Source organism: Pseudodesulfovibrio tunisiensis (assembly GCF_022809775.1).
GTDB classification, from domain to species: Bacteria; Desulfobacterota; Desulfovibrionia; order Desulfovibrionales; family Desulfovibrionaceae; genus Pseudodesulfovibrio; species Pseudodesulfovibrio tunisiensis.
The window spans coordinates 694,205-720,245 of record NZ_CP094380.1 but is presented as its reverse complement, the minus strand read 5'-3'; the positions used below and the strand labels follow the sequence as shown (position 1 = coordinate 720,245).

The following is a 26,041-nucleotide window of genomic DNA, read 5'->3' as shown; positions in this document are numbered from 1 at the left end:
CCCTACCTAGCCTTCCGCATCTCGCGGTTGCGTTTCCACACATCTTGCATTTCCCTGTCTTTCCATTCCCTGTGCATCCGGCGGGAAACGAGCTGGACATTTTCGGGACATGCCGGGACATCGCCGGGACAAAATCGGGACACACTGCACAGGCCGACTCGTTCGGCCTCACGCAGAAAAGCCTCGATCTCGGATTCCGAAGCACCGCACATCCGCGCAAGTTCAGGTATCCCGGCCTCCAGTTTCCCCTGCTCCTCTTCAAGCCACATGTAGGCAAGGATATCGATCCAGATTCCCCGGGAAGCAAGGGATAAACGGCGGACTTCCGGTTCGGACAGCCAGTCGCGCACGTAGAACTGAAACGCGGGAGCTTTCTTCTTTGCCATCACTCTACCCTCTCTGCCTTGAACAAACCTTTTCCAGCAGGCAGCGCAGCAGGCCGTGACGACGAAACGCGGCATGTACCGGAAATCTTCGGGACAGGACGGCCTCGGCTTCCTCGATCACGGCATCCACGGCTTGGGTCACTTCAAGGCGGTCGGCCTGTCCGTCCTGACACAATTCCAGAAGCCGCGAGGCGGCCAGAAACAGGGCCACGGGCTGGAATTCGGTCACACCATCCTGCCCTGCCCGTGATTTGCGTCGGATCAGATTGTAGCCGCGCCTGTCGGCCAAATATTGCAACGGCTGATCCCCGGAACACGCAAGCATGAGCGGAAGCAGCAGCTCGGCTCCGAGTTTGGCGCCTTCGTCGAACTCGTTGAGTTCGCGCTTGAGCGTGCTGTAGGGCTTGCCGATCTCCTCGGCTATGGCCTTGATGGGTTTTCCCGATTCCTCGACCATGAGGTTCACGGCATCCAACATGCTGTCAGACATTAGAATCCCTCCTCCAAACGATAATTTTCCGTGCCCGGAACCCGTGGTTTCCTCTGAGCATGGACGCAAAGCTGACCATTCACTTCAAGGGACAGCCGAACGGCTCCACTCTGGCAACAGTGGTGCTGATCGTGGCCGGATTCGACTGTCCTGAATTCTACCGGGAAATACTGCCGAGCGGCGTGGACCCGTGGGCCGTGTACAATGACATAGCCACCAACGCCCTTGTTCATCTTCGCAAGGAGAAGCGGTCCGCGCCTCCGGACAAGGCACCGGACACAACCGGAAAGAAGCAAGGCAAGGTCATCCAACTCCATGCGGTGTTGCCGATCTAGGAGCACTTCATGCCGCCTTGTGGGACGAATCTCCGGGGAGAGCGGATTCCTGAACTGAGAACAGGAACGGCCACAGCTTTTCAATCGTCGTCGAGTGCAATCCCTTGCGTTCTCCGGATAAAATCCGGGTAATTACGGGCGGTGCTACACCCGCTTCTCTCGCCAACTTGGTGGCAGTCCACCCACGTTCCGCCAACGTCTTTTGAATGAGTTGTTTGATTTGCATGGGCAGAAAATACCACTAGGTACAAAAGTGGTCAATGGAGGATACCCACAGGATGATGACAGCCCATACCAAAAAGTGCATACCATCTGGTATGTCACTTTATGAAGAAATCATGGACGCTCTCAAGGTTGTGCTTGAACCGCGTGGGGAAAAGTCTCGTATCAGCAAACAGATCGACACTCCCCCCAACACGATCACTCGTTGGTTCTCGGATGACCCCAAGCAGAAAAGGGAACCATCTGGTAGGAACTTGCTTGCTGTTCTTGAATCAGTCGGGGCAAAGATCGTTATGCCCGGGGAGGAAATGGACTGCCCGGAGGTCCTCACGCCGGAAGCCCAACGCCTTGATGAAATCATTGCGGGAATGCGAAAGCTGAATCTATCCGATGCCGCGATCCATGACGCGGTGGCGGCCGAACTGGCTACGCTTTTTCAAAAAAAGACCGAGCCAGCTGAGACTGAAGAAAGAAGGCGTGCCAGTTAAAGGTTTTACGAGGAGGCAAGTCTCATTATCGGCAGAAAAAAATTAGAGATTATAGGCAGCCAAGACTTCGAATTATCCACACCAAACGTCTCACAAAGAGTAAAATTTTGTAAAAGAACTCAATTTGAGCAGCAACTCACCAGCTTTTTTTGAGGACAAAGATAGACAAAACGTATCGCGACAACCATAACCATATTCATTTCTCAAAAAGACCTTCCAACCATGCATAATTCTCATTTTTTCCAAGACAGCTTCGATGAAGGGACACACACCAAATTAACCCTACTAGAAAAATACGTAAGGGCATGGATTCCAACGTTTATCCACACGAATAGGATAAAAGAAATCCAAATGTTTGACCCTTTCTGTGGGCCAGGGACAACTGAAAAAGGCGACAAGGGAAGTCCGCTTATCGTACTTCGTGAAGCAGTCAGATACGCACGAAAATACAGCAGTTCTGCAAGACCACCAATTCGGCTCTTTTTTAGTGACTCAAAGCTCAAGGAACTGGAGCAGCTACAAACCAACCCCGAAATCGAAAACGCAAAAAAATACATAGACGTTCGCATTACCCACATGAACTTTCGCGACCTTTTCGAAAAATCGCGACATTCCAGAAAAGACCCTAGCATCGCGGCTTTTTTCTTCATAGATCAATTCGGTGTGAAGGAACTCTCATGCGATATTTTTTTTGATTTGGTAAATTCTCCTCGAACAGACTGGCTTGCATTCATGAGCTCCTCTACAGCTCGAAGATTTCTTAAGGAAGAATGTTTCAAATCCATTCCTCAAGCCAATTTTGGAGCATTGAAGGATTGCCACCGAGAGTTGACCGAAGCATACAGACAGCTTGCCAATAACCCGGAATATTTTATTCTCCCCTTCTCGATCAAGAAGGGAACAAATATTTACGGTTTAATTTTTGGGTACCGGTCACCCACGCGGTGCGGATAAATTCCTTCGAACTTGCTGGGATATTGACCAATTTGCAGGTGAAGCGAATTACTCTGTAGATAACCCACAAGCTTTGTGCACCCAACCTTCCCTTCTCCCTCCAACCAAGCTGACCCTCTACCATGACGAATTAAAAAGGCTAATTCAAAATGGCACCTTAAAAACCAATAAAGATGTTTTTCTCCATGCTCTTCGGGCTGGAATTTCAGCAAAAAAATCAAAAGAAGTCCTTTCTTCTTTGGTCAAAGAGAGAGTGTTATTAAAAAGGCCTTCCCTTTCTTACGAAACCATTTACAAAAAACATAAGGTTGCGAACTTGGTTCGATCTCGTTAAAATTCAGCTATGGCTAAATCAAAAATCGAATGGACTGAAGCTACATGGAATCCGCTGACAGGGTGTACCAAAATTAGCCCGGGTTGCGAGCATTGCTACGCAGAGACCATGGCGAAACGTCTGCAAAGCATGCACTCGCCTAATTATCAAAACGGTTTCAAGCTTACTCTACATCCACAAACTCTCGGAATACCAACGACATGGAAACAGCCTCGTTTGGTTTTCGTAAACTCCATGAGCGATCTTTTCCACAAGGACGTACCCATTAGTTTCATCCAAAAAGTATTTTTTGTCATCCAATCCACGCCTCAACACACCTATCAAGTCCTGACAAAACGTTCTAAACGTCTTCGTGAAGTAGCGAAGCAACTTGAATGGCCAAAAAACCTTTGGATGGGCGTCAGCATTGAAAACAACGACTACTGTTATCGAGCCAAAAACCTTGCTACTGTTCCATCCGCTGTCAAATTTCTTTCTCTTGAACCTCTGTTAGGCCCTCTTCCCGACCTAGATCTGGATAAGATAGATTGGGTAATTGTTGGTGGTGAGTCTGGCCCAAAGGCTCGTCCAATGCAGGAAGAATGGGTTTTAACTATCAAAAATAAATGCATTGAAGAAAAGGTTCCCTTCTTTTTTAAACAGTGGGGTGGAAAAAATAAAAAAAAGGCAGGCAGACTCTTAGAAGGAACAACTTGGGATGAAGCGCCTTCCAGAATTTCAATAGCCCCTTAGAAAAAAGTTTTTGGCCCGCCAATCCAGCGGGCTTTTTTTTACCCAATTTAATACCTATTGGTATTTTTATGTTGACCAGTTTTCTACCACTAGGTATCTTATATTCACGAGGTCAGCACGGGACCCACGCGGCAACCGCCCGGAAACCTGTGCAACCGCCCTGCTGGCTGCGGCTGGCAATCCGGGAACCGGGGAAAACAGGGCTGACTGAATTGAAAAGGACCGGAAGCGCGAAACGTACAGGCAAAGGAGGGAACCATGCCCGTCAAGACGTGCGGCTACTGCGAGAATTTCGAGGAAATCCCCATGGAGGACAGTGTCGGCAAGTGTGACCCCATGGCAGATGAACTGGCTTGGAAGTACCGAGGAATGTCGTTCTCCGTGCAGGTCAGGGCCGACAACGAGTGCAAGGACTGTCCCTTTTTCGAAGGCAATGACGAATACGACCGCGAGGTTGATACGGAGCTGGCGGAAGACATGACGAGAGAGCATCAGGTCATGCGCCGTTTCGTGCGCCGCCCCTACCCTCGTCAGAACGCGGCCTAGAAAAAATCTTGGACGAATACGGAGAGTCAACCGACATGGACGGCCTGTGTCCACCAAGGCGAAGCGGAGCGGATCGCATCCCCGTGAAGTAGCCAAGGGCATCGGGAAAAACAGGCGAACACACCTCCTTTGAACGGCCCGGGCCGGGAGGCCCAAATCCCGGCAGAAATTTGCAAACCGTAGAACCGGAGAATTCGCATGACGACCACAACAATGCAGACCATCGACCGCAGGCGGCGGACCTCGGACGGCAAGGCCATTTGCGCCCGATGTTCGCAGGTCATCCCCGAAGGGCAAGTGTACGTGGAGGAAACAAACTGCGTGGGCAACGGCATGGTGGAACGCGACTACTGCCTCGACTGCCTGACGAAACGTCAGACCCGAGACGTGGCCTCGTGGCTGATGATCATAGCGGCCAGCATCGGCCTTGTCGCGGCCTTTGCCCTGACAATGGTGAGGTAATCATGGCTCATCCTCAAATTATACCAGCTCTTCCTGAAAGTTCGGTTTCCAGTTTTACCCCTACCCCTTGGCGAGTAGGCACACATGGAGAAATCGTCACGGATTCCACCAAAGGGCTTCGATGCGATGAAGACATGCGCCAATATTATGGAGGAAATCTTGTTGCTGAAAGCATCACCAAAGAAAACGCACGACGCATTGTTGCTTGCGTCAACGCATTAGCTGGAATTCCAACAGAAATCCTTGAACAAAAAGGTCTTATTGGAATCCTCGAAATACTCAGCTTCCGCGCTACGAATAAAGGGGAATAGAAATGCCCTCTCGCGCGGAATGGCTGGAAGCCCGGAAAAAGGGAATCGGCGGCAGTGATGCGGCCTCGGTCCTCGGGTTGAATCCATGGAAAAGCAACGTGGCCCTCTGGGAAGAAAAGACGGGCCGAGCCGAAGCCGAGGACATTTCCGACAGGGAATGCGTCCGCTACGGCGTGGCCTGCGAACCGCTCATGCGGGAAATGTTCAAGCTGGATTTCCCGGAATTCCGTGTCGAACACGAAGAGAATTCCATCATCCAGCACCCGAAGTACCCGCAGCTGCAAGCATCGCTGGATGGCCAGCTCCGGGACCAGACGGGACGACTCGGCATTCTGGAAATCAAGACCACGACGCTGAACAGCCGGGCCGACCGCCAGCAATGGAAAAATGCGGTTCCGCAAAACTATTTCATCCAGTTGCTGCACTACATGCTCGTGACCGGAGCCGAATTCGCGATCCTGAAAGCCCGGCTCCGCAGCGAATGGGGCGAGCTCTGGATTACGGAAAAGCACTACCGCTTTGAACGCGCCGACCATGAAGAGGACTTGGCCTACCTGCTCGAAAAGGAACTGGCCTTCTGGCGCATGGTCGAGACCGACACCAGACCAAACCTGATTTTGCCTGAACTGTAGGAGGTTGGGGAAATGGCAATGGAATTGAAGATATTCAGTCCGAAGGAAGACGGCTTTATCAAGGCCATCGAGTTCAACCACGAGGAACTCAAAACCGAAATCGAAGCACAGCTCGAAAAGTATCAGGGCCTCGCCTACACCGACGACACCATTCAGGAGGCCAGAAAGGACCGGGCCACGCTGAACAAGTTCAAGAAGGCTCTGGATGACAAGCGCAAGGAAATCAAGGGCCGTTGTCTGGAACCGTTCAATGCCTTTGAAGTCAGAATCAAGGAACTTGTCGCTCTGGTGGACAAGCCCATGCTCGCCATCGATGAGCAGGTGAAAGGATACGAGGAGCGCAAGAAGGCCGAAAAACGTGCCGAGATCGAAGCGTTCTGGAATGCCTCCGAATCCAACGTCAAGACGCTCGTTCCCCTGAACCGCGTGTTCAATCCGCGCTGGCTCAACGCCACCTTTGCCATGAGCAGGATCGAGGAGGAAATCTCCGCGTTCCTCTCAAAGGTCGAATCCGAATTGGCGATCATCGAAGACCTGCACACGGAATTCGAGGATCAGGCCGTCCGCGCCTACCTGCATTCCTTTTCCATGGCGGATGCGCTGGCCGAGAACAAGAAGCTGCTGGAGCAGAAGGCCAAGCGCGAGGAATACCGCCGCCAGCAGGAAGTCGCGGCCAAGGCACGGGCCGAGGCCATTCGGAACATTCCCGAGCAGAAGATGGCACAGCCGGAACCGCAGCCCGCGCCGAAGCCCGAGGTGCGCCAGCCTTCCCCGGTTCAGGCCGCGCCCGAAGCCTCGCCCGTCGAGGAACCGATCCACCAGATCGACTTCCGCGTCTGGGGCACCGCAGCACAGCTTGCCGACCTCAAGACTTTTCTCCGCACACGCGGAATCCGTTACGGCCATGTCCCGCAGGAACGTGCCGCTTAAAAAGGAGCATCACTCATGAGCAACCTCAGACCTCAAAACACTCTTGCCCCGCGCGGGCAGGCCCCGGTTACATTCTCGGCTTTCATCACGTCCAACGGCATTCGCAAACGGATCAACGAGATGATGGGAGGGAAGGACGGACAGCGATTTGTGACAGCCATTGTCTCGGCCGTCACCAACAACCCGGAATTGGCAAAATGCGACCATATGTCCATCTTCTCTGCCGCCATGCTTGGCGAGAGTTTGGGCCTCTCCCCGTCCGTGCAACTCGGCCAGTTCTACATGGTCCCGTTCAAGGACAAGAAGCGCTGCCTGCATCCTCGGCAAAAGAACGACAAAAAATTCTGCAATTTCCAATGCGAATACAACAAGCAACCCGGCTGCAAAATTGCCACCTTCCAGATCGGATACAAGGGCTACATCCAGTTGGCCATTCGCTCCGGGTACTACCGCAAGCTGAATGTCCTCGCCATCAAGGAAGGCGAACTCAAGAGCTATGATCCGCTCTTCGAGGAGCTGGAAGTCGAGCTCATTCAGGACGAGGCAAAACGCGAGGCAGCTCCGACCATCGGCTACTACGCCATGTTCGAGTATCTGAACGGCTTTCGCAAGACCATGTACTGGTCCAAGGCCAAGATGGAAGCCCATGCCGACAGGTATAGCCAAGCGTTCAAACTCGATGTTTGCCGCCGGATTCAGAGCGGAGAAATCCCCGCAAGTGAACTCTGGCGTCGTGAGTATTCCTCGTTCTGGTACAAGGACTTCGACGGCATGGCGTACAAGACCATGCTTCGCCAGATCATTTCCAAGTGGGGCATCATGTCCGTCGAGCTGCAAAAGGCCTTTGCCGAAGATCACGCCAAGGAAGTCAACGCCCCGGACTACATCGACGCTGCGCCGATCACTCCGCAGGACGAACAGCATCGGGAAGGACCTGAGGAACAGCCTCGGCAGCCCGAAGCGGCTCCCGGAAGTCCGGAGGAGGACTTTTTCAGCGATGCGGAAGACGCACCGACTCAGGACACCGAAGAAAGCCTTGCGCAGGTCTTTGGCGACAATACCCAGAAATATCTGGACATGAACGCTGCGGAAAGAAAGGCGCACATCTCCAAAATGCTCAAGGCGTTCGGTGTTCAGGATGCGGACATGGACCGCAAGGTCGGCAAGTCCTTCGGTCAATGGGCCAAGAAGGAACGCATCGTGCTCCTGCAAGCCTACTTCGATCTCGCCAACGGCGCAGACCCGGCAACCGTTTTCCCGACAGCATAACCCTCCCCAACCCTGCAAGCGGGCGGGCTTGGCTCACGGCCATCCCCGCCCGCATTCCAAGAACTACAAGGAGTACATCCCATGTCCAGACGAAAGAATGAAACAACCATCGAGAATTGCGCCCTGTTCGCCGAACGCATGGAACGGGTCAAGACCGTCACTCTCACCAATACGCAGGTTCAGCTTGCGGAATTCCTCGGCGTTCGCCAGTCCAGCGTATCGGATGCAAAACGCCGCTGCTCCATCCCTTCCGAATGGCTCCTGACCATCCTCAGCAGGACGAACGTCAACCCGGCCTGGATTCTCAACGGCGATTCGGAAATGAAGTTCCGTACCCCGAACAACGAGCCCGGCACCATCGTCAACGTCAAGGAGCTGCGGCAGAGCATCGAGGCCGAAGTACGTGAGGAGCTGGACAACCTCCACGCAGAAGACCTGATTCACCGACTCGAAGCCATGGGCCTTCATGTTCAGGTCTGCCCGACTTCGGCAACATCCGAAAAACAGGCTGAGGACAAGGCGGCGTAAATTTGAAATGCAGCCCAAAGGGAGGGGCCGGGCTGAATTCCAAAAGGCCGGCCTTTCCTTTTCACAAACCACAAGGCCCACTGAAGCAGAGCCCGAGGTAAAAGGATTCCATTCGCTTCTCTAGAGAGTTATGAAATGAGTCCAGTTCTGGTTGATTTGGAAGGTCTCGCCGAGGCTATAAGCATAAGCAAGAGTACCCTGCAAAGATTCTGGACATCTTTGCCCCACATTCGTATTCCCTCTTCCGAGGGGGAAGACGCAAGAGGAGTACTCTTTTCCATCGAAGATGTATGCGCGTACCTGATTAGAAACCACGGAATCAATTATGGCCGTCAACAAATACAAGACGAAAGCTGGCGTTCGGTACCAAGCGATCCTGTATGTGAAGGGTCAACGCGTGGCGTTCAAGTCGGGGTTCAAGACGAAAAAAGACGCCAAGAAGTGGCTGACAAAAGAAGAGGACCAGTGGCAGTTCAGCGGGTCAAGCCGAACCGCAATGGACTTCGAAGAGCTGGCTGATCTCTATCTTGATGAAGTGCGCGATCGGCGCAAACGGAACACCTTCATATACAAGCGAAGCACGTTCAGACGCGTTCTGGAATATTTCAATTTTCGCCTTCCCCTCAAGGAAATCAATCGTGACATACTCGCAGCCTATGTCCGCGACCAGAAAAAGGTCCGAGGCTCGAAGGCAGCCAACTGCGACCTGCGGGAAATAGGCACTCTTTTCAATTGGGCCATACGGCGTGGCCACATGATTGCCAATCCGGCTCGTCAAATTGAGCCCTATGCCGAAGAGGCATACGTTCGCTATGTCCCACCCGCCGAAGATATCGCTGCCGTGAGAATGGCGGCCAACCCAGAAGAACGACGCATCTTCGACACTCTCTACTACACGGCAGCCCGCCTTTCCGAAATCCTGAATCTCACTTGGGAAGATATAAACTTTGACGCCAAGGTCATTCGCCTATGGACCTCAAAACGGCGTGACGGCAACAGGGAAGCCCGATTGCTCGGCATGCATCCTGAACTTGAAAAAGTCCTGCGTGATGCTTGGAAAAAACGTGATCCGCAAAGCCCTTACGTATTCACCAATCCGCAAAACGGCCAAAAGTACACACGGCACACTGAATTCATCCGACTTCTTTTCAAACGTCTCTGCAAGAAGGCCAACCTCAGAAAGCCGTTCACGGCCCACTGCATCCGCCATCACGTAGCATCCCGTTTTGCAGACTCCCACAAGGCAACTCACCGCCAGATTCAGCAGTTTCTTGGGCACATGAACTTGCGGACAACAGAAACCTATCTGCACGAACTTCATGTTGACCACGAAATTCTCAATGCCTTTGATGAGGAAGAAAAAGAAACTCAAGTTCAAGGCAAGCCCTGATTCTCTCAGTTCAGCACCTTTCTCAGAATCAATCACACATTTTTTCACACATTGAGACCGGTTCACACATAGGAAAAGGGGTTAGAGAATGAACTCTAACCCCTTGAATTTACTGGCGGAGAGGGTGGGATTTGAACCCACGTATGGGGGTTACCCATAACTCGATTTCGAGTCGAGCGCGTTACGGCCGGACTTCGCTACCTCTCCACGTTGGTTGGCTAACGCCGATGTGGAGAGGCTTATAAACGGACTCGGCCTGAGAAGCAAGTGTTTTGATTGTCTGATTCATCTCTGAAAGCGAAGCCTGTTTCATGACGGAAGCTTTCGCCGGGGCAATCGGGAGAAACCTTGACGATTTTTTTCAGGACAGTTACGTTTTTGTAGATTTTTTGGCAACGACATCAACCCCTGTTTTCAGGAGGCCGTTGATACTCAATAAAAACAACCAGATGAAAACAGTATGTCTCATGGCATACTGTTTTTTTGACCTTGCCATCGAAACGATTGCGCAACCGTTTCGATTCATTGAAGACTCGTTTTAGCCGCAATTATACTGGAATTAGCATGAAGAAAACGACACTACTCAATTCTGAAGTCTCCTACGTCATCGCCAAGCTGGGTCATTTCGATGCACTGACCGTATGTGATGCGGGGTTGCCCATTCCTGCCGGAACGCAGCGGATAGATTTGGCCGTAAGCAAGGGAATTCCCGGCTTCATGGACACTGTCAGGGCCATTGCCGCGGAAATGGAAATCGATTCCGTGGAGATTGCCGAGGAAATGCGCTCCGCAAGCCCTGCCCTGCACGAGGAACTGCTGGCTGCACTTCGCCGATTGAGTGAAGACATCACAGTGACCCATGTCCCGCACGAGAGCTTCAAGGCGAACACGAAAAACAGCGTCGCCATTGTCAGAACCGGGGAATTCACCCCTTATGCGAATGTGACGCTCAAGTCCGGAGTAGTTTTCTAGTGAAACACGGCGAAGAGCTGCTCAAGCTTGAAGGAATCGAAAAAAGCTTTCCCGGGGTCAAGGCTCTGGACAAGGTCACCCTGCGCGTCACGGCAGGCAAGGTCATGGCGCTGGTGGGAGAGAACGGGGCGGGAAAATCCACGCTCATGAAGGTGTTGACCGGCATCCACAAAAGAGACGCGGGCAGTATCACCTATCTGGGCAGAAAAGTGGCATTTGGCGGTCCCGGGGAATCCCAGACCGCAGGCATCGGCATCATCCATCAGGAACTGAATCTGCTTCCGGAACTGTCCATTGCGGAAAACATTTTTCTCGGACGCGAGAAAACAAGCCGCTTCGGTCGAATACTCTGGAAGGAAATGTATCATGAAGCGGATGAGCTGCTGAAAAAACTCGGGGTCAGACATTCCTCGCGCACGCGACTGGGAGACCTCGGCATTGGCGAACAGCAGATGGTGGAAATAGCCAAGGCCCTGTCCTTCGAGTCGCGTGTCATCATCATGGACGAGCCCACGGATACGTTGACCGCCACGGAAACCAAGGCGCTTTTCGCGGTCATTGATGAGCTTCGTCAGTCCGGCCACGGCGTTGTCTACATATCCCACAGGCTCAAGGAAATATTCGAAATCTGCGATGACGTGACCGTGCTTCGCGACGGGAAGTTCATCGGGGAAAGCCGGGTAAGCGATATTACCGAAGACGATCTCATCGAAATGATGGTGGGGCGCAAGCTGGAGGAACAGTATCCACGCATCCACACCAATCCGGGCCGTGTCAGTCTGAGAATCGATGAGTTGACCTGTCCCGGAGTCGAAGATGTTTCCCTCTGCGTGCACGAAGGTGAAATCCTCGGCATCTCGGGACTCATGGGATCGGGCCGTACCGAACTCATGAAAGCGGTTTTCGGGGCGCATCCCATTGAAAGCGGCACGCTCTCCCTGTTCGACTCTCCCCTTCGCATCTCCACCCCGAAGGACGCACTTGACGCAGGCATCGCCTACATCAGCGAGGACCGCAAGGCGGACGGATTGGTGCTCGGTCTTTCCATCAAGAAAAACATGACACTTCCGGCGCTCCGGCATTTCAGCACGGCGTACGGGCACCTGCACCAGTCCATGGAGCGCGATGCCGTGGACGGCTACATCGCAGCCTTCAACATCAAAACGCCTGCACGCAGTCAGGCCGTGGGCAACCTTTCCGGCGGCAATCAGCAGAAGGTCGCCATTGCCAAGGGCCTCATGGCCCGCCCTTCCGTGCTCATTCTGGACGAACCCACCCGTGGCGTGGATGTGGGCGCAAAAAAGGAAATCTATCAGCTCATCAACCGCTTCAAGAGCGAAGGCATGAGCATCATTCTCGTTTCTTCGGAGATGCCGGAAATTCTCGGCATGAGCGACCGGATCGCAGTCATGCATCAGGGACGCATCTGCGGGGAATTCCCGGCAGAAGAAGCGGATCAGGAAACCATCATGGCCTGCGCCATCGGCAGCGCGCGGGAGGAGACAGCATAATGATCGCGCAACAATCGGCACAGGCTTCCGCCATTTCCCTCAAGGATCGGCTCATCCGGCAGAAAACGCTCATTGCGCTAGTGGTGATGATCGTCATCGTATCCTTTCTGAATCCCAACTTCTTTGCCACGGGCAACATCCTCAACATCCTGCGCCAGACTTCGGTCAACGCCATCATGGCCGTGGGCATGACTCTGGTCATCCTTACGGCGGGCATAGATCTTTCCGTGGGATCGGTGCTCGCCCTGTGCGGTGCCATCGGCGCAAGCCTGATCGCCATGGAACTGCCCCTGATCGTGGGCATTGGCGCGGCTTTGGGGGCAGGTGCCCTGCTCGGTGCGACCAGCGGCGTGATCATTGCCAAGGGGCGCGTGCAGGCATTCATCGCCACGCTGGTCAGCATGACGCTGGTGCGCGGCCTGACTCTGGTCTACACGGACGGCCGCCCCATTTCCACGGGATTCACGGACACGGCAGACGCGTTCGCGTTCATCGGAACCGGCTACCTGCTCGGCATTCCCGTTCCCATCTGGCTGATGCTGCTTACCTTCGGCGCAGCCTGGTACCTGCTCAACCACACGCGTCTTGGGCGCTACATCTATGCACTGGGCGGGAATGAATCCGCAACCCGTCTGTCCGGCATCAATGTGGACCGTGTCAAGATCACGGTCTATGCCATTGCCGGTTTTCTCTCGGCCCTGTCCGGGCTGATCGTCACGTCAAGGCTGTCCTCGGCCCAGCCAACGGCCGGGGCCGGATACGAACTGGACGCGATCGCGGCGGTGGTCCTTGGCGGGACCAGCCTCATGGGCGGCAAGGGAACCATCATGGGTACCCTGCTCGGCGCGTTGATCATCGGTTTTCTGAACAACGCCCTGAATCTGCTCGATGTGTCTTCGTACTATCAGATGATCGCCAAAGCTCTGGTCATTCTGCTGGCCGTGCTGGTGGATACCAAAAGCAAATAAAGGAACACAAACCCAAAAGGAGTGGATGATGAAACGTTTCATGAGCTTCGCACTGGCCCTGGTTCTGTCACTCGGGCTGAGCGTGCAGGCACAGGCAAAGGATACCATCGCCCTGGTGGTTTCCACCCTGAACAACCCCTTTTTCGTGACCCTGAAGGACGGCGCGGTGCAGAAGGCCACGGAAATGGGTTTCGAGATCATCGTGCTCGATTCCCAGAACGATCCGAGCAAGGAACTGGCCAACGTGGAAGACCTGACCGTGCGCGGTGTCAAGGCCATCCTGATCAATCCCACGGACTCCGATGCCGTTTCCAACGCCATCCGCCTGATCAACGGCGCGAACATTCCCGTGCTGACCCTTGACCGCGGCGCTTCCCGCGGCAAGGTCGCCAGCCACATCGCCTCGGACAATGTGGCCGGTGGCAAGATGGCCGGAGATTTCATGGCCCAGAAGCTGGGCAAGGGAGCCAAGGTCATCCAGCTTGAAGGTCTGGCCGGAACTTCCGCAGCTCGGGATCGCGGCGAAGGCTTTGCCCTTGCGGTCAAGGCCGATGCCTTTCAGGTGCTCGCCAGCCAGCCTGCGGATTTCGACCGCACCAAGGGCCTGAATGTGATGGAGAACCTGCTTGCCAGCCATGGCGACGTACAGGGCGTGTTTGCCCAGAATGACGAAATGGCTCTGGGCGCGATTCGCGCTTTGCAGGCCGCTGGCAAAAAGGACGTCATGGTCGTGGGCTTTGACGGCACCGACGACGGCGTGGCCGCTGTCAAACGAGGTGAAATGGCTGGCACCATTGCTCAGCAGCCCGCACTGATCGGCGCCTTGGGCGTGGAAACCGCGGCTCGCGTACTCAAGGGCGAAACCGTGGACAAGTACATTCCGGTTCCCCTGCGCGTGGTGAAATAGAAGTTGCAAGACCAAGGCGCATCAAGGTATTGATGCGCCTTGTCTTTTCATCCATTCAAACTTTTCCGGAGCCGAACATGTCCCGCAAGAAACTGGTTGTTCTCGGCAGCGTCAATGCCGACCACGTCCTGCAGATCGATTCCTTTCCCAGACCGGGAGAAACCGTCACCGGACATGGCTATCAGGTGATTCCCGGAGGCAAGGGAGCGAATCAGGCCGTTGCCGCGGCCCGGCTTGGCGGGGATGTCTCCTTTATCGCCTGCGTGGGCGACGACGCATTCGGGTCACGGATGATCGAGGAATTTCAACGGGACGGCATGGACACGAGCGCAGTCATGACCATTCCGAACACGCCGACCGGCATTGCCCTGATTCAGGTTGCCGAGAACGGGGAAACACAGCATCGCCATTGCGCCCGAAGCCAATGCCTGCCTGACACCGGAGGCCCTTGCCCCGCATCTGCCCAGAATCAGGGAGGCCGACATTCTGCTCATGCAGTTGGAAACCCCGCTGGAAACCGTCGAACTTGCCGCGCAGGAAGCCCACGCACACGGTACCATGGTCATTCTCAATCCGGCCCCGGCCCGGGATCTTCCGGCAACCATCATGGACAGCGTGAGCCTGTACACTCCCAACGAGACCGAAGCGGAATTCTACACGGATGTTGCGGTCGGCTCCTATGCGGATGCCTGCCGCGCCGCCGAGATCATGCACGCCAGAAAGCTCGAAGGACTGCTCATCACCATGGGGAAAAGCGGTGCCTATTACAGCGGACCTCACGGAGCACGACTGGTGGACGCCTTTCCCGTCGAGCCCGTGGACACCACGGCTGCCGGAGACACGTTCAACGGCGCGCTTGCCGTCGGACTGGCCGAAGACATGGACATGGATCAGGCCATCAGATTCGCCCATGCAGCGGCAGCGATTTCCGTTACCCGGGCAGGAGCTCAGACATCGATTCCCACTCGTTTGGAAGTGGATGAATTTCTTAAAGCGAAACATTAGGAAATGTCGACGATCAAAGATGTAGCCGGACTTGCCGGCGTTTCCACTTCCACGGTTTCCCATGTGCTGAACAAGACGCGTTTTGTTCGGGATGACACCCGAAAACGCGTGGAACAGGCCATGCGGAAACTCGACTATCGCCCTTCCTCCATTGCCCGCAGTCTCAAGGTCAAGCGGACGGGTACCGTCGGCATGCTGGTGACCACGAGTACCAATCCGTTTTATGCCGAAGTGGTTCAGGGCGTGGAACGTCGCTGCTATGAACGGGGGTACACCCTGTTCCTGTGCAACACCGAAGGCGATGCCCAGCGCATGAAGGCCAATCTGGAAGCGCTGGAGGAGAAACGCGTGGATGGCCTGCTGCTCCTTTGCAGCGAGACCAATGAAGAAGTCTTCCGATTGTTCGAGGCACGCCGCACCATGCCCATCGTGGTGACGGACTGGGGGCCGATCACCGGAAACATGGATCGCATTCACGACAATTCCCGTCTTGGCGGCTATCTTGCCACAAAGCATCTCATCGCCATGGGTCACGTGCGCATCGGGTGCATCTCCGGCCCCCGAGACAAGCTGCTTGCCATGGAACGTGTCGAAGGATTCCGTCAGGCCATGGCCGAAGCCGATCTTCCGATTCGGTCCGAATGGATCATCGAAGGCCATTTCGACTGTGAAAGCGGCGTACAGGCCATGCGCCATCTGCATGAACTTGACGAACGTCCGGACGCCCTTTTCGTGGGCAACGACATGATGGCCTTCGGCGTGATCAACGAAGCCCGCCGTCTGGGGCTGAACATCCCGGACGATCTCTCCCTTGTCGGATACGACGACATCCACATGGCCAGATACATGAGCCCTGCCCTGACCACGATTCATCAACCCACCAGCAAACTCGGCGCATTGGCCGTGGACACGCTGCTTGATCGTCTGGATTCCAAACGCACCGAAGCCAAGGTCATTCGCATTGAACCCAGCCTCGTGATCCGGGAATCCGTGCGGGCAGGCCTGCAACCATGATCTTCATTCGACCGCCTGCGGCCAATCGCCAAACCGAACGCCCGATCGATAGTCACCAAACGTTTTTCCTCCTTGCCAAGCCGGAAAAGAGTGCTTACTGAAGGCGCGTGAACAAAGACACCAAGAAGATACGGACCGTGCTTGTCGATGACGAACTCCCGGCCATCGACGAACTGGCCTTTCTGCTCTCGGATGCGGAAGACGTGGAAGTGGTTGGAACGGCAGGCAATGCCACCGAAGCAGTGCAACTCATTCGGGAAGTCCTGCCCGATCTGGTCTTTCTGGACATCCAGATGCCCGGCAAGGACGGTTTTCACGTTCTGGCCGACCTGATGTCCGAATCCCTGACCCCACTGGTCGTTTTCATCACCGCCTACGACGAATACGCCATCCGCGCCTTTGAGGAAAACGCGGTGGACTACATTCTCAAGCCGATTCCAAGGGAACGGCTTGCCAAGTGTCTGGATCGGGTGCGGGATCGCCTTGAGGAATCCGAGGAAACGGGATCGCCCTCGGCCTCCCTGCAAAAACTGCTGGCCGAAGTGGGCATCAAGCCCGGCATTGCCCGGATCAGCGTGGAGCATTCCGGTCGCAACATTCTGCTCAATCCCCGCGAAGTGGATTTCTTCGAATACGAATCCCGCCGCGTGTACGCGCATACGACCAAAGGACGCTTTGCCTGCCAGTCCGACCTGACTCTGGACAGGCTGGAGGAACGGCTGTCCGGGTTCGCCTTTTTCCGGGCAAACCGTTCCCAGCTCGTGAACCTTTCACGGGTGCGGGCCTATGCCCCCTGGTTCAACGGCAAGTACGTCCTGACTCTGAATGATGCGGAAAAGACCGAAATAACCGTTAGCAAGGCGCGGGTTCGCGATTTCCGGGCCGCCATCGAATTGTAGCATGAGCACATATGAAATCATCCTGACACTGGCCGAACGTTTCGGCCTGCTGGTGGGTGGCGTATTTCTGGTCATGATCTTCACGCCTGCCCAACGCATCGGGTTCACGCACGGACAGAGTCGGATGCGCACCCTGCTTCTGATGCTGTTCTTCGGCATCTGCGGCATACTGGGCACCTACACCGGGAACTCGGTATTCGGGTCCGTGGCCAACCTGCGGGCCATGGTCGTGATCACGGGCGGTTTGTTCGGCGGTCCCGTTGTCGGCTTCGGTTCCGGCCTCATTGCCGGAGCGCATCGCATCCTGACCGACCTGAACGGATTCAGCGCATGGCCGTGCGGCATATCCACGGCCATCGAAGGACTTGCAGCCGGGGGCATCAGCCTGTGGTACGCCAGCCGCGCCATGAACTGGAAAATCGGCGCAGGTCTGGCCCTGCTCGGCGAAGCGCTGCACATGGTGCTGATCCTGATCCTCTCCAAGCCCTTTGACGAAGCCGTTGCTCTGGTGAAACTCATTGCCCCGCCCATGATCATCATCAATACCGTGGGCGCGGCCCTGTTTGTGGAAATCATCAACATCTTTTCCCGGGACCGGGAACGCCGCGATTCCGTGCATGCGCAGAAGATTCTGGACATCGCCAACCATACTGTGAGCTATCTTCGATCCGGCCTGACACTGGATTCGGCCGAAGCCATGGCCACCATCATTCGGGATCGCGTGGGCGTGGCCGCCGTGGCCGTCACGGACACCCGCAATGTTCTTGCGCACATCGGAGCCGGGGACGACCATCACCTGCCGGGCAGGGAAATCCGGACCCGCGCCACGCGGGAAGTGCTTCGCGACGGTGTTTCCCTGTACCTGAGGACGCGCAGCCGGATCCGCTGCGTGAATCAGGATTGCCCCATGACATCGGCCATCATCGTGCCGCTGACCAAGAACGGGGAAATCGTGGGGACGCTCAAGTTCTACGGTACTCGGGAAATTCCGTTGAACACCACCCTGTTCGAACTGGCCAAGGGGCTGGGCAACCTCTTTTCCACCCAGTTGGAGCTGGAGGACATCCAGATCAAGGAACAGATGCTCGCCCATGCGGAAATCAGGCGGCTCCAATCCCAGATCAATCCGCACTTCCTGTTCAATTCCCTGAACACCATCACGTCCTTCTGCCGCACCAATTCGGAAAAGGCGCGCGACCTGCTCAAGGACCTGTCCTCGTACATGCGCCGCAATCTGGATTTGAGCCGGGGCTTCATCCCCCTGTCCGAGGAACTGGATCAGGTGCGCAGCTATCTTGCCATCGAAACAGCACGTTTCGGAGACAGAATCAGCGTGGAAATGGACATTGCACCGGAATGCGAGGAATGGCCCATTCCGCCACTGATCCTTCAGCCGCTGGTGGAAAATTCGGTACGTCACGGCCTGCTTTCGCAGGAAAACGGCGGCACCATCACCATCAGGGCGCGATGCACGAACAAGCATCTGGAGCTGACCGTGGCGGACAACGGGGCGGGCATGAGCCGGAAAACCGTGGAAAGCCTGTTCACGAAGAACTGCGTGGAATCCCGGACGCAGGGCATCGGGGTACGCAACTGCCTGAACAGGCTGGAGCAGATATACGGCCCCAGCTATACCCTGAACATCCGCAGTGAGCAGGAACACGGGACAAGCATTGATTTCCGGGTTCCGACAATGCCCAAAGCCGCCGGGGCCGCCCCCCGATCAGCCTGACAGGTCATTTCAACCACTCGAAAAGACATTTCAGCCGGAATCCGTTGAATTCGGTCGCGCATACCTCCTAGGACGAAGGCACCCGAACGGGGTGTACTGAATATTTGGAGGTATTCACATGCTTTTCTTTCTTCTTTGCGTCGCGCTTCTGATTCTGGGCTATCTGGCCTATGGCGCGTTTGTGGACAAGGTGTTCGCTCCGGATGCCAACCGGGCCACTCCGGCCTATACCATGCAGGACGGCATCGACTACATGCCGCTCCCCCGCTGGAAACTCATTTTCATTCAGGTGCTGGACATCGCGGGCATCGGCCCCATCTTCGGCCCCATCCTCGGTGCCATGTACGGCCCGGTCGCCATGCTCTGGATCGTGATCGGCTGCATCTTCGCCGGGTCCGTTCACGACTACTTCAGCGGCATGCTCTCTGTACGCAACAAGGGCGCCAGCGTGCCCGAGGTTGTCGGTGAATACCTCGGCATGTCCGCCCGTCAGGTCATGCGCGTGTTCTCCTTTGTCCTGCTCATGCTGGTGGGCGTGGTCTTCGTGCTCAGCCCGGCCAAGCTGCTCAATGGTCTGACCGGCATCGACACCGCGATTCTGGTTGCCTGCATCTTCGGATACTATTTTCTGGCCACGATCCTGCCCATCGACAAGGTCATTGGCCGTTTCTACCCTCTGCTCGGCGCACTGCTGCTGATCATGACCGTTTCCCTGGTCGTGGCCCTGTTCGCATCCGGCCATGAAATCCTGCCCAATCTGGATTTTGCCACCAACACACATCCCGGTGACAAGCCGATCTGGCCCCTGCTTTTCATCACCCTGTCCTGCGGCGCGATTTCCGGATTCCATTCCACCCAGTCCCCGCTCATGGCCCGGTGCGTGAAGAATGAGCGTGAAGGTCGTTCCGTGTTCTACGGCGCCATGATCATCGAAGGTATCATCGGCCTGATCTGGTGTACCATCGGCCTGTCCTTCTATGACTCCCCGGAGACCCTGTCCGCGGTCATCGCCGCAGGCAGTCCGGCAGCCGTGGTCGCCGAAGTCTCCACGTCCCTGCTCGGTCAGGTTGGCGGCTTCATGGCCATTGTCGCCGTCATCATCCTGCCCATCACCAGCGGCGACACCGCGTTCCGCTCCACCCGCCTCATCGTGGCGGAGACCTTCAACGTAAAGCAGAACGCCACTGCCAAGCGCCTCATGGTCGCCGTGCCTCTGTTCGTGCTCGGCTATGTCATCTCCACCCAGAACTTCTCCACCATCTGGCGCTACTTCGGTTTTGCCAACCAGAGCCTTGCCACCCTGGTGCTGTGGACTTCCGCAGTCTACCTTGCCCAGCGTGAAAAGCTGCACTGGATCGCCACGATTCCGGCCGTATTCATGACCGCAGTGTGCGTCACCTTCATCTGCAACGCCACCATCGGCCTGAACCTGCCCTACCAGACCTCGGTCATCGCGGGCGTCATTGGCGCGGCTCTGGCCCTTGCCATCTTCGTCTTCAAATTCGTGATGAGCCGCAAGCCCCAGAACGAAGCGGCATAACCTGATCCTCTCCCGGAAGACCGGTCACGCCGGGCTTCCATAACAAAAACGGGCCGCGCATGTGCGCGGCCCGTTTTTTCCTTTTCCCAATCCTGAAACAACTCGATTCAGTCGTTCATCGGCTCCGGCCCGAGAGAAAGCATGCATTGCTCCAAACGTTCGCGTTCCGAAGCCATGACCTCGGGAGTCAGTTTTTCCCGAGTCACTCGAAAAGGTTCGCCCAGATACACGGGACAGCGAGTGAATGGAAACGGAACCACAAACCTGTCCCATGATTTTTCAAAGACATGCCGATGACGCGGATACGCCCGGATCGGAATGACATCCGCATCCGTGCGTTGCGCCAGAAAAAGAATGCCGTCCTTGATTTTGTGACGCGGCCCGCGCGGCCCGTCCACGGTAAAGACCCCGGCCCGGTTTTCCCGATCCATGATCCGCTTTGCCCTGAGCAGAGCCTTGACTCCGCCTCTGGTGCTGGAACCGCGTACGGTCGTATGCCCGAGCCGTTCAATGACCCGGGCAATGACTTCCCCGTCCTTGCTCTGGCTGACAAAGGTGACCAGATCAAGGTCCAGAGTCCAGCCGAATCCCGTAACGCAGAAAATCTCGCCATGCCACAATGCAATGATCTGCCGCTTTCCGGCCTGCTGGTTGCGGGTCAGAAGCGAGGAATCGCCATGCACTTCGAATCGCAGGGAACGAATCCAAAGCTTGTACAGTTCGGCAATTGCCGGGGAAAAGGATGCGGGATCAACGGGAATTTTCATGCGGACTCCATGTTCTCGGGAACATCCTTCCCTTACTGGGAGTTTCTGCCAAGGGCAAGTCCGGCATTGCATCGGCAATGCAAATGCACGGCGAGTACAATAATAGATTTCATCTATTTGACCCAATTGCCGCATCTATGGTTCATTGCAGACTCAAGGAGGATTTCATGACAGAGACTGTTCTGGAATGCCAGGGACTGCCCTGTCCGCAGCCAGTGCTCAAATGCAGGAAGGCCGTGGAACAGGACGCCCCGACTCGACTGACCGTCATCGTGGACAACGAACCCGCTCGCGACAACGTATCCCGTTTTCTCGGCAACAAGGGATATGAAACCAGCTCCACGCACCATGACGGCGAATACACGGTGATTGCCGAACGCGACGAATCCGGGTGTCAGGAATGCCGGGTAATGACCGACGAGCAGATTCGGTCCGCAGCCGAACCGGCCCAAGGCAGGCTTCTGGTTTTCATTGGCTCGGAAGTCATGGGCGGCGGCGACGATGAACTGGGTTCCAAGCTCATCTACAATTTTCTGGCCACGCTCAAGGAAATGGGCGACGAACTGTGGCGTATCGTCATGCTCAACGGCGGCGTGAAACTCGCCGTGGAAGGCAGTCCGTGCGTGGAGCTTCTGCGTGAGCTTGAAGAGGGCGGGGTTTCCCTGCTCGTCTGCGGCACCTGTCTGGAGCATTTCGGCCTGACGCCGAAAAAACAGGTGGGCGAAACCACCAACATGCTCGACATCGTCACCAGCTTTCAGCTTGCCACCAAAGTCATTCGCGTTTAATGGATTCAGCGACGGGGCCGTCTCGACGGCCCCGCTTTCGCCAACCCATGCCCAGCCCGTTCCCGGGCAAACGGACGCGACCATGACAGACACCAATTCTTCCATCCGACTCAACAAGTTTCTGGCCCAGCAGGGCGTGGCATCTCGCAGAGGTGCGGATACGCTCGTCTTTGACGGCAGAGTGCACGTCAACGGCGTTGTCGCGGATTCCCCGGGCATCAAGGTGGCTCCGGGCGATACCGTCGAAGTGGACGGCAAACCCATTGCTTCCACTCCGCAGGATGAGCCAACCGTCATTCTGCTGCACAAGCCCATACAGACGGTAACCACGGCCAGCGACCCGCAGGGCCGAAAGACCGTGCTCGACCTTCTGCCCCAGAACCTGCGACACCAGCGCCCCTTTCCCGTGGGCAGACTCGACTATTTTTCCGAAGGTCTGCTCCTGCTGACCACGGACGGCGACCTCTGCTACAGACTGACCCATCCCAAATGGCATCTGCCCAAGACCTATCTGGTGGTGGTGCGGGGACGCGTTCCCGAATCCGCCATCAGGACCATGCAAGCCGGCATGACGCTCAGGGAGGGGGAAAAGCTCGCTCCGGTCAAGGTCAAGACCCGCCAGCCCAAACAGAATTCGCAGGTGCTGGAAATGACCCTGATTCAAGGCATCAACCGCCAGATTCGACGCATGTGCCGCGATCTGGACCTGACCATACTCAAGCTCAAGCGCATCAGCATGGGACCGATTCGACTCGGTCCGCTCAATCCAGGCGAGCATCGCGTGCTCTCCCGGGTTGAAACCCGGAACCTCCGACGAGCCGTTGGCCTGAACTGATTCCTTCACACGACGAAAAAAAAGGCCGATCCCGTGGGGTCGGCCTTTTCCGCGTTTTCTCGCAAAATCAATAGCCCAAGGTGTTGTCCTCGACATCCACGCCCTCGGGCGGGGTGAACTGAAACATGTCTTCGGCAATATCCACATCGGTTTTCACGTCGGAAAGCCGAACCTCGTTACCATTGCCGTAAAAATCCACGATCATGATCCGCTTCAGAAGCGCGGTTTCCGGATCCACGCCCAGAAACGCATACATCATGGTCATTTCCGGTTCCTTGGGCACGAGTTCCAGCATGACCACGCCCTGCCCCCATTCGGTTTTCATCCTGTCGGAGTCCTTCCAGTCCGAATGAATGACGAAGTCCTCCTTCAGATTGGCCTGCCCGGACAGAAAACGCAGCATGGTCTTGGAGTTCAGAAACGCACTGACCGGATGCTTGAGCGCGACCTGCTCGTCTTCGATATATTCCCACGCAAACTCGGGGCCGATGATGAACAGTTCCCGGGCCGGAGCTTCCGTCGCCCAACGCAGTTGCGAAGGCTGGCGAAACCATATCCTTCCGTTACGCGTCTCGACCTGACCGCTGGACACATTGGTCAGCACCTGCTCGAAATCTGCGGCAAAGCTTTGCATGCCTTCATATTTCTGCTGAATGCGGTCAGGAATCTCCCCGACCGGGATATCGGATGCAGCACCGGCCAGAACCGGAAAGGCCAGCAGCGCGAGTACGCATGCAGCCTGAACAAACGCGAATCTGCGCGTCATGAATCTCTCCGTTGTCATTCGGGGTTGATGACCTTGCGGGGCTTGCTGCCCTCCTGAGGACCAAGCAGACCGTCCATCTCCATCTGTTCGATGTAGCGGGCAGCACGGTTGAAACCGATGCGGAAACGCCGCTGCAACAGGGAAATGGATGCCTTGCCCTGATCCATCACGAACTGCACGGCCTCATTGTACACGGGGTCGTCGGAATTGCTCACCCCGCCCCCGCCGTTGCTGTCGCCGGAATCCTTTTTCCAGTCCGCAAAATCAAGATCGAATTCCTGAGGCTGCATTTCCTTCCAGAAATTCACCACGCCAGCGATCTCCGCTTCATCCACGAATGCGCCGTGCATGCGCTTGAGCTTGCCGCCACTGGGCTTGAAGAGCATATCACCGCGGCCCAGAAGCCGTTCCGCGCCCACGGAATCCAGAATGGTGCGCGAATCGAATTTCGAGGTCACGAAAAAGGAGATACGCGTGGGAAAGTTGGCCTTGATCAGACCGGTGACAACATCCACGCTGGGCCGCTGCGTAGCCAGAATCATGTGAATGCCCGCAGCGCGCGCCAACTGGGCGAGGCGCACGATGCACTGCTCCACGTCCTTGGCTGCGGTCATCATCAAATCGGCGAGCTCGTCGATGATGATGACGAGATACGGCAGCGGAGTCCACTCCTGTGCTTCTTCGGGAATGCCGGAGCCGCTCTGGATTCTCTTGTTGAATCCTTCGATGTTGCGCACCCCGAGCTTGGCCATTTTTTGATAGCGACAATCCATCTCGAACACGGCCCATTCCAGCGCACTCTTGGCCATGGACATTTCCGTGACTACGGGATGAACCAGGTGCGGCAGTTGAGCATAGGGCGCAAGCTCGATGCGCTTGGGGTCGACCAGCAGCAGCTTCAATTCCTCTGGAGAAGCCTTGTACAGCATGCTCAGCAGGAAACCGTTGATCCCCACGCTCTTGCCTGCGCCGGTTGCGCCAGCCACAAGCAGATGCGGCATCTTGGACAAATCCGCGACCTTGGTCGCACCATGAATGTCCTTGCCCAGCGCCAGAGTCAGAGGCGATTTGCTGCTTTGAAATTCCTTGGATTCCAACACCTCGCGCAGATAGATGGTCTGTCGGCTGGGATTGGGAATCTCGATGCCCACGCTGTCCTTGCCCGGAATCGGAGCCTCGATGCGTACGGATTCCGCCTTCAGGGCCAAGGCAATGTCGTCGGTCAGATTTTCGATCTTGCTGACCTTGATGCCGGGCGCAGGCTTGAACTCGAACATGGTGACCACGGGACCGGGCACCACGCGATGCATCTCCCCCTGCACATTGAAATCCGCCAGACAATCCTTGAGGCGCACGGCCTGAGCATCGAGAATGGCCATGTCCACGGAATTGCCCTGTTCCGGAGGCGAGGAAAGGAGGTCCGTGCCCGGCATTTCCCCGGGCTTGACCGAGATGCTTTTTGCGGGCTTTTTCTTTGCAGCCGCCTTCTTCCTCTTGGGTTTGGACTCTTCGGCAAGAGGGGTAAGCACCAGATCATCTTCTGCTTCCTCATTTTCTTCCCGAAAGCCGGAAGCCTCCGCTTCCGCCTGAGCCAACTCCTCGGCCTCGGCGCGAGCTTCTGCCTCCTGCTGGCGTGCAAGCTTTCTGGCGGCCTTTTCCTCGGCCTTGGCCAATTTCATCCGGCGACTGCGCTCCCGGCGCTCCCCGCGTTTCAGGGAATAATCCTCCCACCAGACCATCAGGCGCTTCCAGAGCGAAGCCCAGCTGAAGCCCAACGTCATTTGCAGAGAAGCTATGGAAATGAACAGCCAAAGCAGAAATGCGCCGACCGGCCGCAGGTACGGCAAGGTATGCGAAGACAAGGCTCTGCCGACCCAGCCGCCCCCGATCAAGCCATAGGCATTGGGCGGCAGATCAACAAACCAGGGATGTGAGGCCCAAGCTTCGAAGGCAAGAAAAAGGCTGCATATGCCCAGCCAGCGCAGCCGGGACAACCGAATTCGCCGGATGAACCGGGACAGCCCCAGATAAAGGAAATAGAACGGCCAGACCAGAGCTCCCAGCCCGAACAGTTCCACCAGCAGACCCGCGGAATAGGAACCGGCCACACCGACCACGTTCTGCACCTTCCACCCCTTGCTCACGGCCTGATTGAAGCTGGGATCGTTGGCATGAAAGGAAAGAATGCTCAGAAACAGAAAAGCGGACAGGAACAGACAGGCCAGTCCGGCCAATTCCCTTGCAAATCCCTTGCGTTTCGGTGGTGGTGTGCTGCGGCGTGCTGCCATGAAATCCTCTATTCGAAAAAAAGGTCCTGGGCAAAGCGCC

General features: G+C 56.0%; 29 protein-coding genes, 1 tRNA gene and 1 pseudogene. 24 read left to right on the top strand and 7 right to left on the bottom strand.

Features of this window, described 5'->3' with window-relative positions; translation table 11 throughout:
* Positions 1-2 precede the first annotated feature (2 nt).
* Positions 3-386, bottom strand: coding sequence for a YdaU family protein (locus MPN23_RS03580; protein ID WP_243546185.1), 384 nt, complete (start codon positions 384-386; stop codon positions 3-5).
* A gap of 4 nt (positions 387-390) precedes the next feature.
* Positions 391-876 carry a phage regulatory CII family protein gene (locus tag MPN23_RS03575; protein ID WP_243546184.1) on the bottom strand — a complete coding sequence of 162 codons (486 nt, stop codon included), beginning with the start codon at positions 874-876 and terminating at the stop codon, positions 391-393.
* A 59-nt stretch (positions 877-935) separates the two neighbouring features.
* On the opposite strand from MPN23_RS03575, the gene MPN23_RS03570 reads away from it, so the two are divergent.
* Positions 936-1,211 carry a hypothetical protein gene (locus MPN23_RS03570; RefSeq protein ID WP_243546183.1) on the top strand — a complete coding sequence of 92 codons (276 nt, stop codon included), beginning with the start codon at positions 936-938 and terminating at the stop codon, positions 1,209-1,211.
* A gap of 7 nt (positions 1,212-1,218) precedes the next feature.
* Here the strand turns inward: MPN23_RS03570 and MPN23_RS17180 are convergent, their stop codons facing one another.
* Positions 1,219-1,437, bottom strand: a complete 219-nt coding sequence (locus tag MPN23_RS17180) for a helix-turn-helix domain-containing protein (protein ID WP_424450063.1) — start codon at positions 1,435-1,437, stop codon at positions 1,219-1,221.
* A gap of 112 nt (positions 1,438-1,549) precedes the next feature.
* Here MPN23_RS17180 and MPN23_RS03565 point away from each other — a divergent pair, with 112 nt between their 5' ends.
* From MPN23_RS03565 to MPN23_RS03515, 11 genes are all read left to right on the top strand, one after another.
* Entirely contained in the window at positions 1,550-1,921 is a 372-nt protein-coding gene (locus MPN23_RS03565; protein WP_243546182.1) for a hypothetical protein, read from the top strand.
* A gap of 222 nt (positions 1,922-2,143) precedes the next feature.
* The gene (gene tcmP / locus MPN23_RS03560; protein ID WP_243546181.1) at positions 2,144-2,875 is read left to right on the top strand and encodes a three-Cys-motif partner protein TcmP; all 732 of its coding nucleotides are present in this window, start codon (positions 2,144-2,146) and stop codon (positions 2,873-2,875) included.
* Between the two features lie 343 nt (positions 2,876-3,218).
* The gene (locus tag MPN23_RS03555) at positions 3,219-3,941 is read left to right on the top strand and encodes a DUF5131 family protein (RefSeq protein ID WP_243546180.1); all 723 of its coding nucleotides are present in this window, start codon (positions 3,219-3,221) and stop codon (positions 3,939-3,941) included.
* Positions 3,942-4,199: 258 nt separating this feature from the next.
* A complete protein-coding gene (locus tag MPN23_RS03550) occupies positions 4,200-4,487 on the top strand; it encodes a hypothetical protein (RefSeq protein WP_243546179.1) in 288 nt (95 codons plus the stop codon).
* Between the two features lie 198 nt (positions 4,488-4,685).
* Complete coding sequence (locus MPN23_RS03545; RefSeq protein ID WP_243546178.1) at positions 4,686-4,949, top strand: hypothetical protein; 264 nt, start codon at positions 4,686-4,688, stop codon at positions 4,947-4,949.
* Positions 4,950-4,951: 2 nt separating this feature from the next.
* Positions 4,952-5,260 carry a hypothetical protein gene (locus tag MPN23_RS03540; RefSeq protein WP_243546177.1) on the top strand — a complete coding sequence of 103 codons (309 nt, stop codon included), beginning with the start codon at positions 4,952-4,954 and terminating at the stop codon, positions 5,258-5,260.
* A 2-nt stretch (positions 5,261-5,262) separates the two neighbouring features.
* Positions 5,263-5,892 carry a YqaJ viral recombinase family protein gene (locus MPN23_RS03535; protein WP_243546176.1) on the top strand — a complete coding sequence of 210 codons (630 nt, stop codon included), beginning with the start codon at positions 5,263-5,265 and terminating at the stop codon, positions 5,890-5,892.
* Positions 5,893-5,904: 12 nt separating this feature from the next.
* Complete coding sequence (locus tag MPN23_RS03530; protein ID WP_243546175.1) at positions 5,905-6,822, top strand: DUF1351 domain-containing protein; 918 nt, start codon at positions 5,905-5,907, stop codon at positions 6,820-6,822.
* Positions 6,823-6,837: 15 nt separating this feature from the next.
* Positions 6,838-8,091: a recombinase RecT gene (locus tag MPN23_RS03525; RefSeq protein ID WP_243546174.1), complete on the top strand. Its 1,254-nt coding sequence runs from the start codon at positions 6,838-6,840 to the stop codon at positions 8,089-8,091.
* 81 nt (positions 8,092-8,172) lie between these two features.
* Complete coding sequence (locus MPN23_RS03520; RefSeq protein ID WP_243546173.1) at positions 8,173-8,619, top strand: helix-turn-helix domain-containing protein; 447 nt, start codon at positions 8,173-8,175, stop codon at positions 8,617-8,619.
* 325 nt (positions 8,620-8,944) lie between these two features.
* Entirely contained in the window at positions 8,945-10,009 is a 1,065-nt protein-coding gene (locus tag MPN23_RS03515; RefSeq protein ID WP_243546172.1) for a tyrosine-type recombinase/integrase, read from the top strand.
* 113 nt (positions 10,010-10,122) lie between these two features.
* Here the strand turns inward: MPN23_RS03515 and MPN23_RS03510 are convergent.
* Positions 10,123-10,216, bottom strand: a tRNA-Ser gene (locus MPN23_RS03510).
* A 357-nt stretch (positions 10,217-10,573) separates the two neighbouring features.
* Between MPN23_RS03510 and rbsD the strand changes: the two genes are divergently transcribed.
* From rbsD to MPN23_RS03460, 10 genes and pseudogenes are all read left to right on the top strand, one after another.
* Positions 10,574-10,981, top strand: coding sequence for a D-ribose pyranase (gene rbsD, locus MPN23_RS03505; RefSeq protein ID WP_243546171.1), 408 nt, complete (start codon positions 10,574-10,576; stop codon positions 10,979-10,981).
* Positions 10,981-12,492: a ribose ABC transporter ATP-binding protein RbsA gene (gene rbsA, locus MPN23_RS03500; protein ID WP_243546170.1), complete on the top strand. Its 1,512-nt coding sequence runs from the start codon at positions 10,981-10,983 to the stop codon at positions 12,490-12,492. The genes rbsD and rbsA overlap by 1 nt, the downstream gene beginning before the upstream one ends.
* Positions 12,492-13,460 carry a ribose ABC transporter permease gene (gene rbsC, locus MPN23_RS03495; protein ID WP_243546169.1) on the top strand — a complete coding sequence of 323 codons (969 nt, stop codon included), beginning with the start codon at positions 12,492-12,494 and terminating at the stop codon, positions 13,458-13,460. The genes rbsA and rbsC overlap by 1 nt, the downstream gene beginning before the upstream one ends.
* A gap of 28 nt (positions 13,461-13,488) precedes the next feature.
* Positions 13,489-14,367, top strand: a complete 879-nt coding sequence (gene rbsB, locus MPN23_RS03490) for a ribose ABC transporter substrate-binding protein RbsB (protein ID WP_243546168.1) — start codon at positions 13,489-13,491, stop codon at positions 14,365-14,367.
* Between the two features lie 32 nt (positions 14,368-14,399).
* Positions 14,400-14,708: pseudogene (locus MPN23_RS03485) on the top strand (PfkB family carbohydrate kinase); the annotation flags it as partial.
* Between the two features lie 37 nt (positions 14,709-14,745).
* Positions 14,746-15,372, top strand: coding sequence for a PfkB family carbohydrate kinase (locus tag MPN23_RS03480; protein WP_243546167.1), 627 nt, complete (start codon positions 14,746-14,748; stop codon positions 15,370-15,372).
* 3 nt (positions 15,373-15,375) lie between these two features.
* Positions 15,376-16,386: a substrate-binding domain-containing protein gene (locus MPN23_RS03475; RefSeq protein ID WP_243546166.1), complete on the top strand. Its 1,011-nt coding sequence runs from the start codon at positions 15,376-15,378 to the stop codon at positions 16,384-16,386.
* Positions 16,387-16,493: 107 nt separating this feature from the next.
* Positions 16,494-17,285: a LytR/AlgR family response regulator transcription factor gene (locus tag MPN23_RS03470; RefSeq protein WP_243546165.1), complete on the top strand. Its 792-nt coding sequence runs from the start codon at positions 16,494-16,496 to the stop codon at positions 17,283-17,285.
* A 1-nt stretch (position 17,286) separates the two neighbouring features.
* A complete protein-coding gene (locus MPN23_RS03465) occupies positions 17,287-19,017 on the top strand; it encodes a LytS/YhcK type 5TM receptor domain-containing protein (RefSeq protein WP_243546164.1) in 1,731 nt (576 codons plus the stop codon).
* A gap of 118 nt (positions 19,018-19,135) precedes the next feature.
* Entirely contained in the window at positions 19,136-20,557 is a 1,422-nt protein-coding gene (locus MPN23_RS03460; RefSeq protein WP_243546163.1) for a carbon starvation CstA family protein, read from the top strand.
* A 107-nt stretch (positions 20,558-20,664) separates the two neighbouring features.
* On the opposite strand, the gene MPN23_RS03455 is transcribed toward MPN23_RS03460, so the two are convergent.
* A complete protein-coding gene (locus MPN23_RS03455) occupies positions 20,665-21,324 on the bottom strand; it encodes a lysophospholipid acyltransferase family protein (RefSeq protein WP_243546162.1) in 660 nt (219 codons plus the stop codon).
* Positions 21,325-21,491: 167 nt separating this feature from the next.
* On the opposite strand from MPN23_RS03455, the gene yedF reads away from it, so the two are divergent.
* On the top strand, positions 21,492-22,112 hold the full coding sequence (gene yedF, locus MPN23_RS03450) for a sulfurtransferase-like selenium metabolism protein YedF (protein WP_243546161.1): 621 nt from the start codon (positions 21,492-21,494) through the stop codon (positions 22,110-22,112).
* A gap of 82 nt (positions 22,113-22,194) precedes the next feature.
* Positions 22,195-22,947, top strand: coding sequence for a pseudouridine synthase (locus MPN23_RS03445; RefSeq protein ID WP_243546160.1), 753 nt, complete (start codon positions 22,195-22,197; stop codon positions 22,945-22,947).
* Between the two features lie 67 nt (positions 22,948-23,014).
* Here the strand turns inward: MPN23_RS03445 and lolA are convergent, their stop codons facing one another.
* Together lolA and MPN23_RS03435 are read right to left on the bottom strand one after the other, a co-directional pair.
* Complete coding sequence (lolA, locus tag MPN23_RS03440; RefSeq protein ID WP_243546159.1) at positions 23,015-23,713, bottom strand: outer membrane lipoprotein periplasmic chaperone LolA; 699 nt, start codon at positions 23,711-23,713, stop codon at positions 23,015-23,017.
* A 14-nt stretch (positions 23,714-23,727) separates the two neighbouring features.
* Complete coding sequence (locus MPN23_RS03435) at positions 23,728-26,001, bottom strand: DNA translocase FtsK (protein ID WP_243546158.1); 2,274 nt, start codon at positions 25,999-26,001, stop codon at positions 23,728-23,730.
* Between the last annotated feature and the right edge of the window lie 40 nt (positions 26,002-26,041).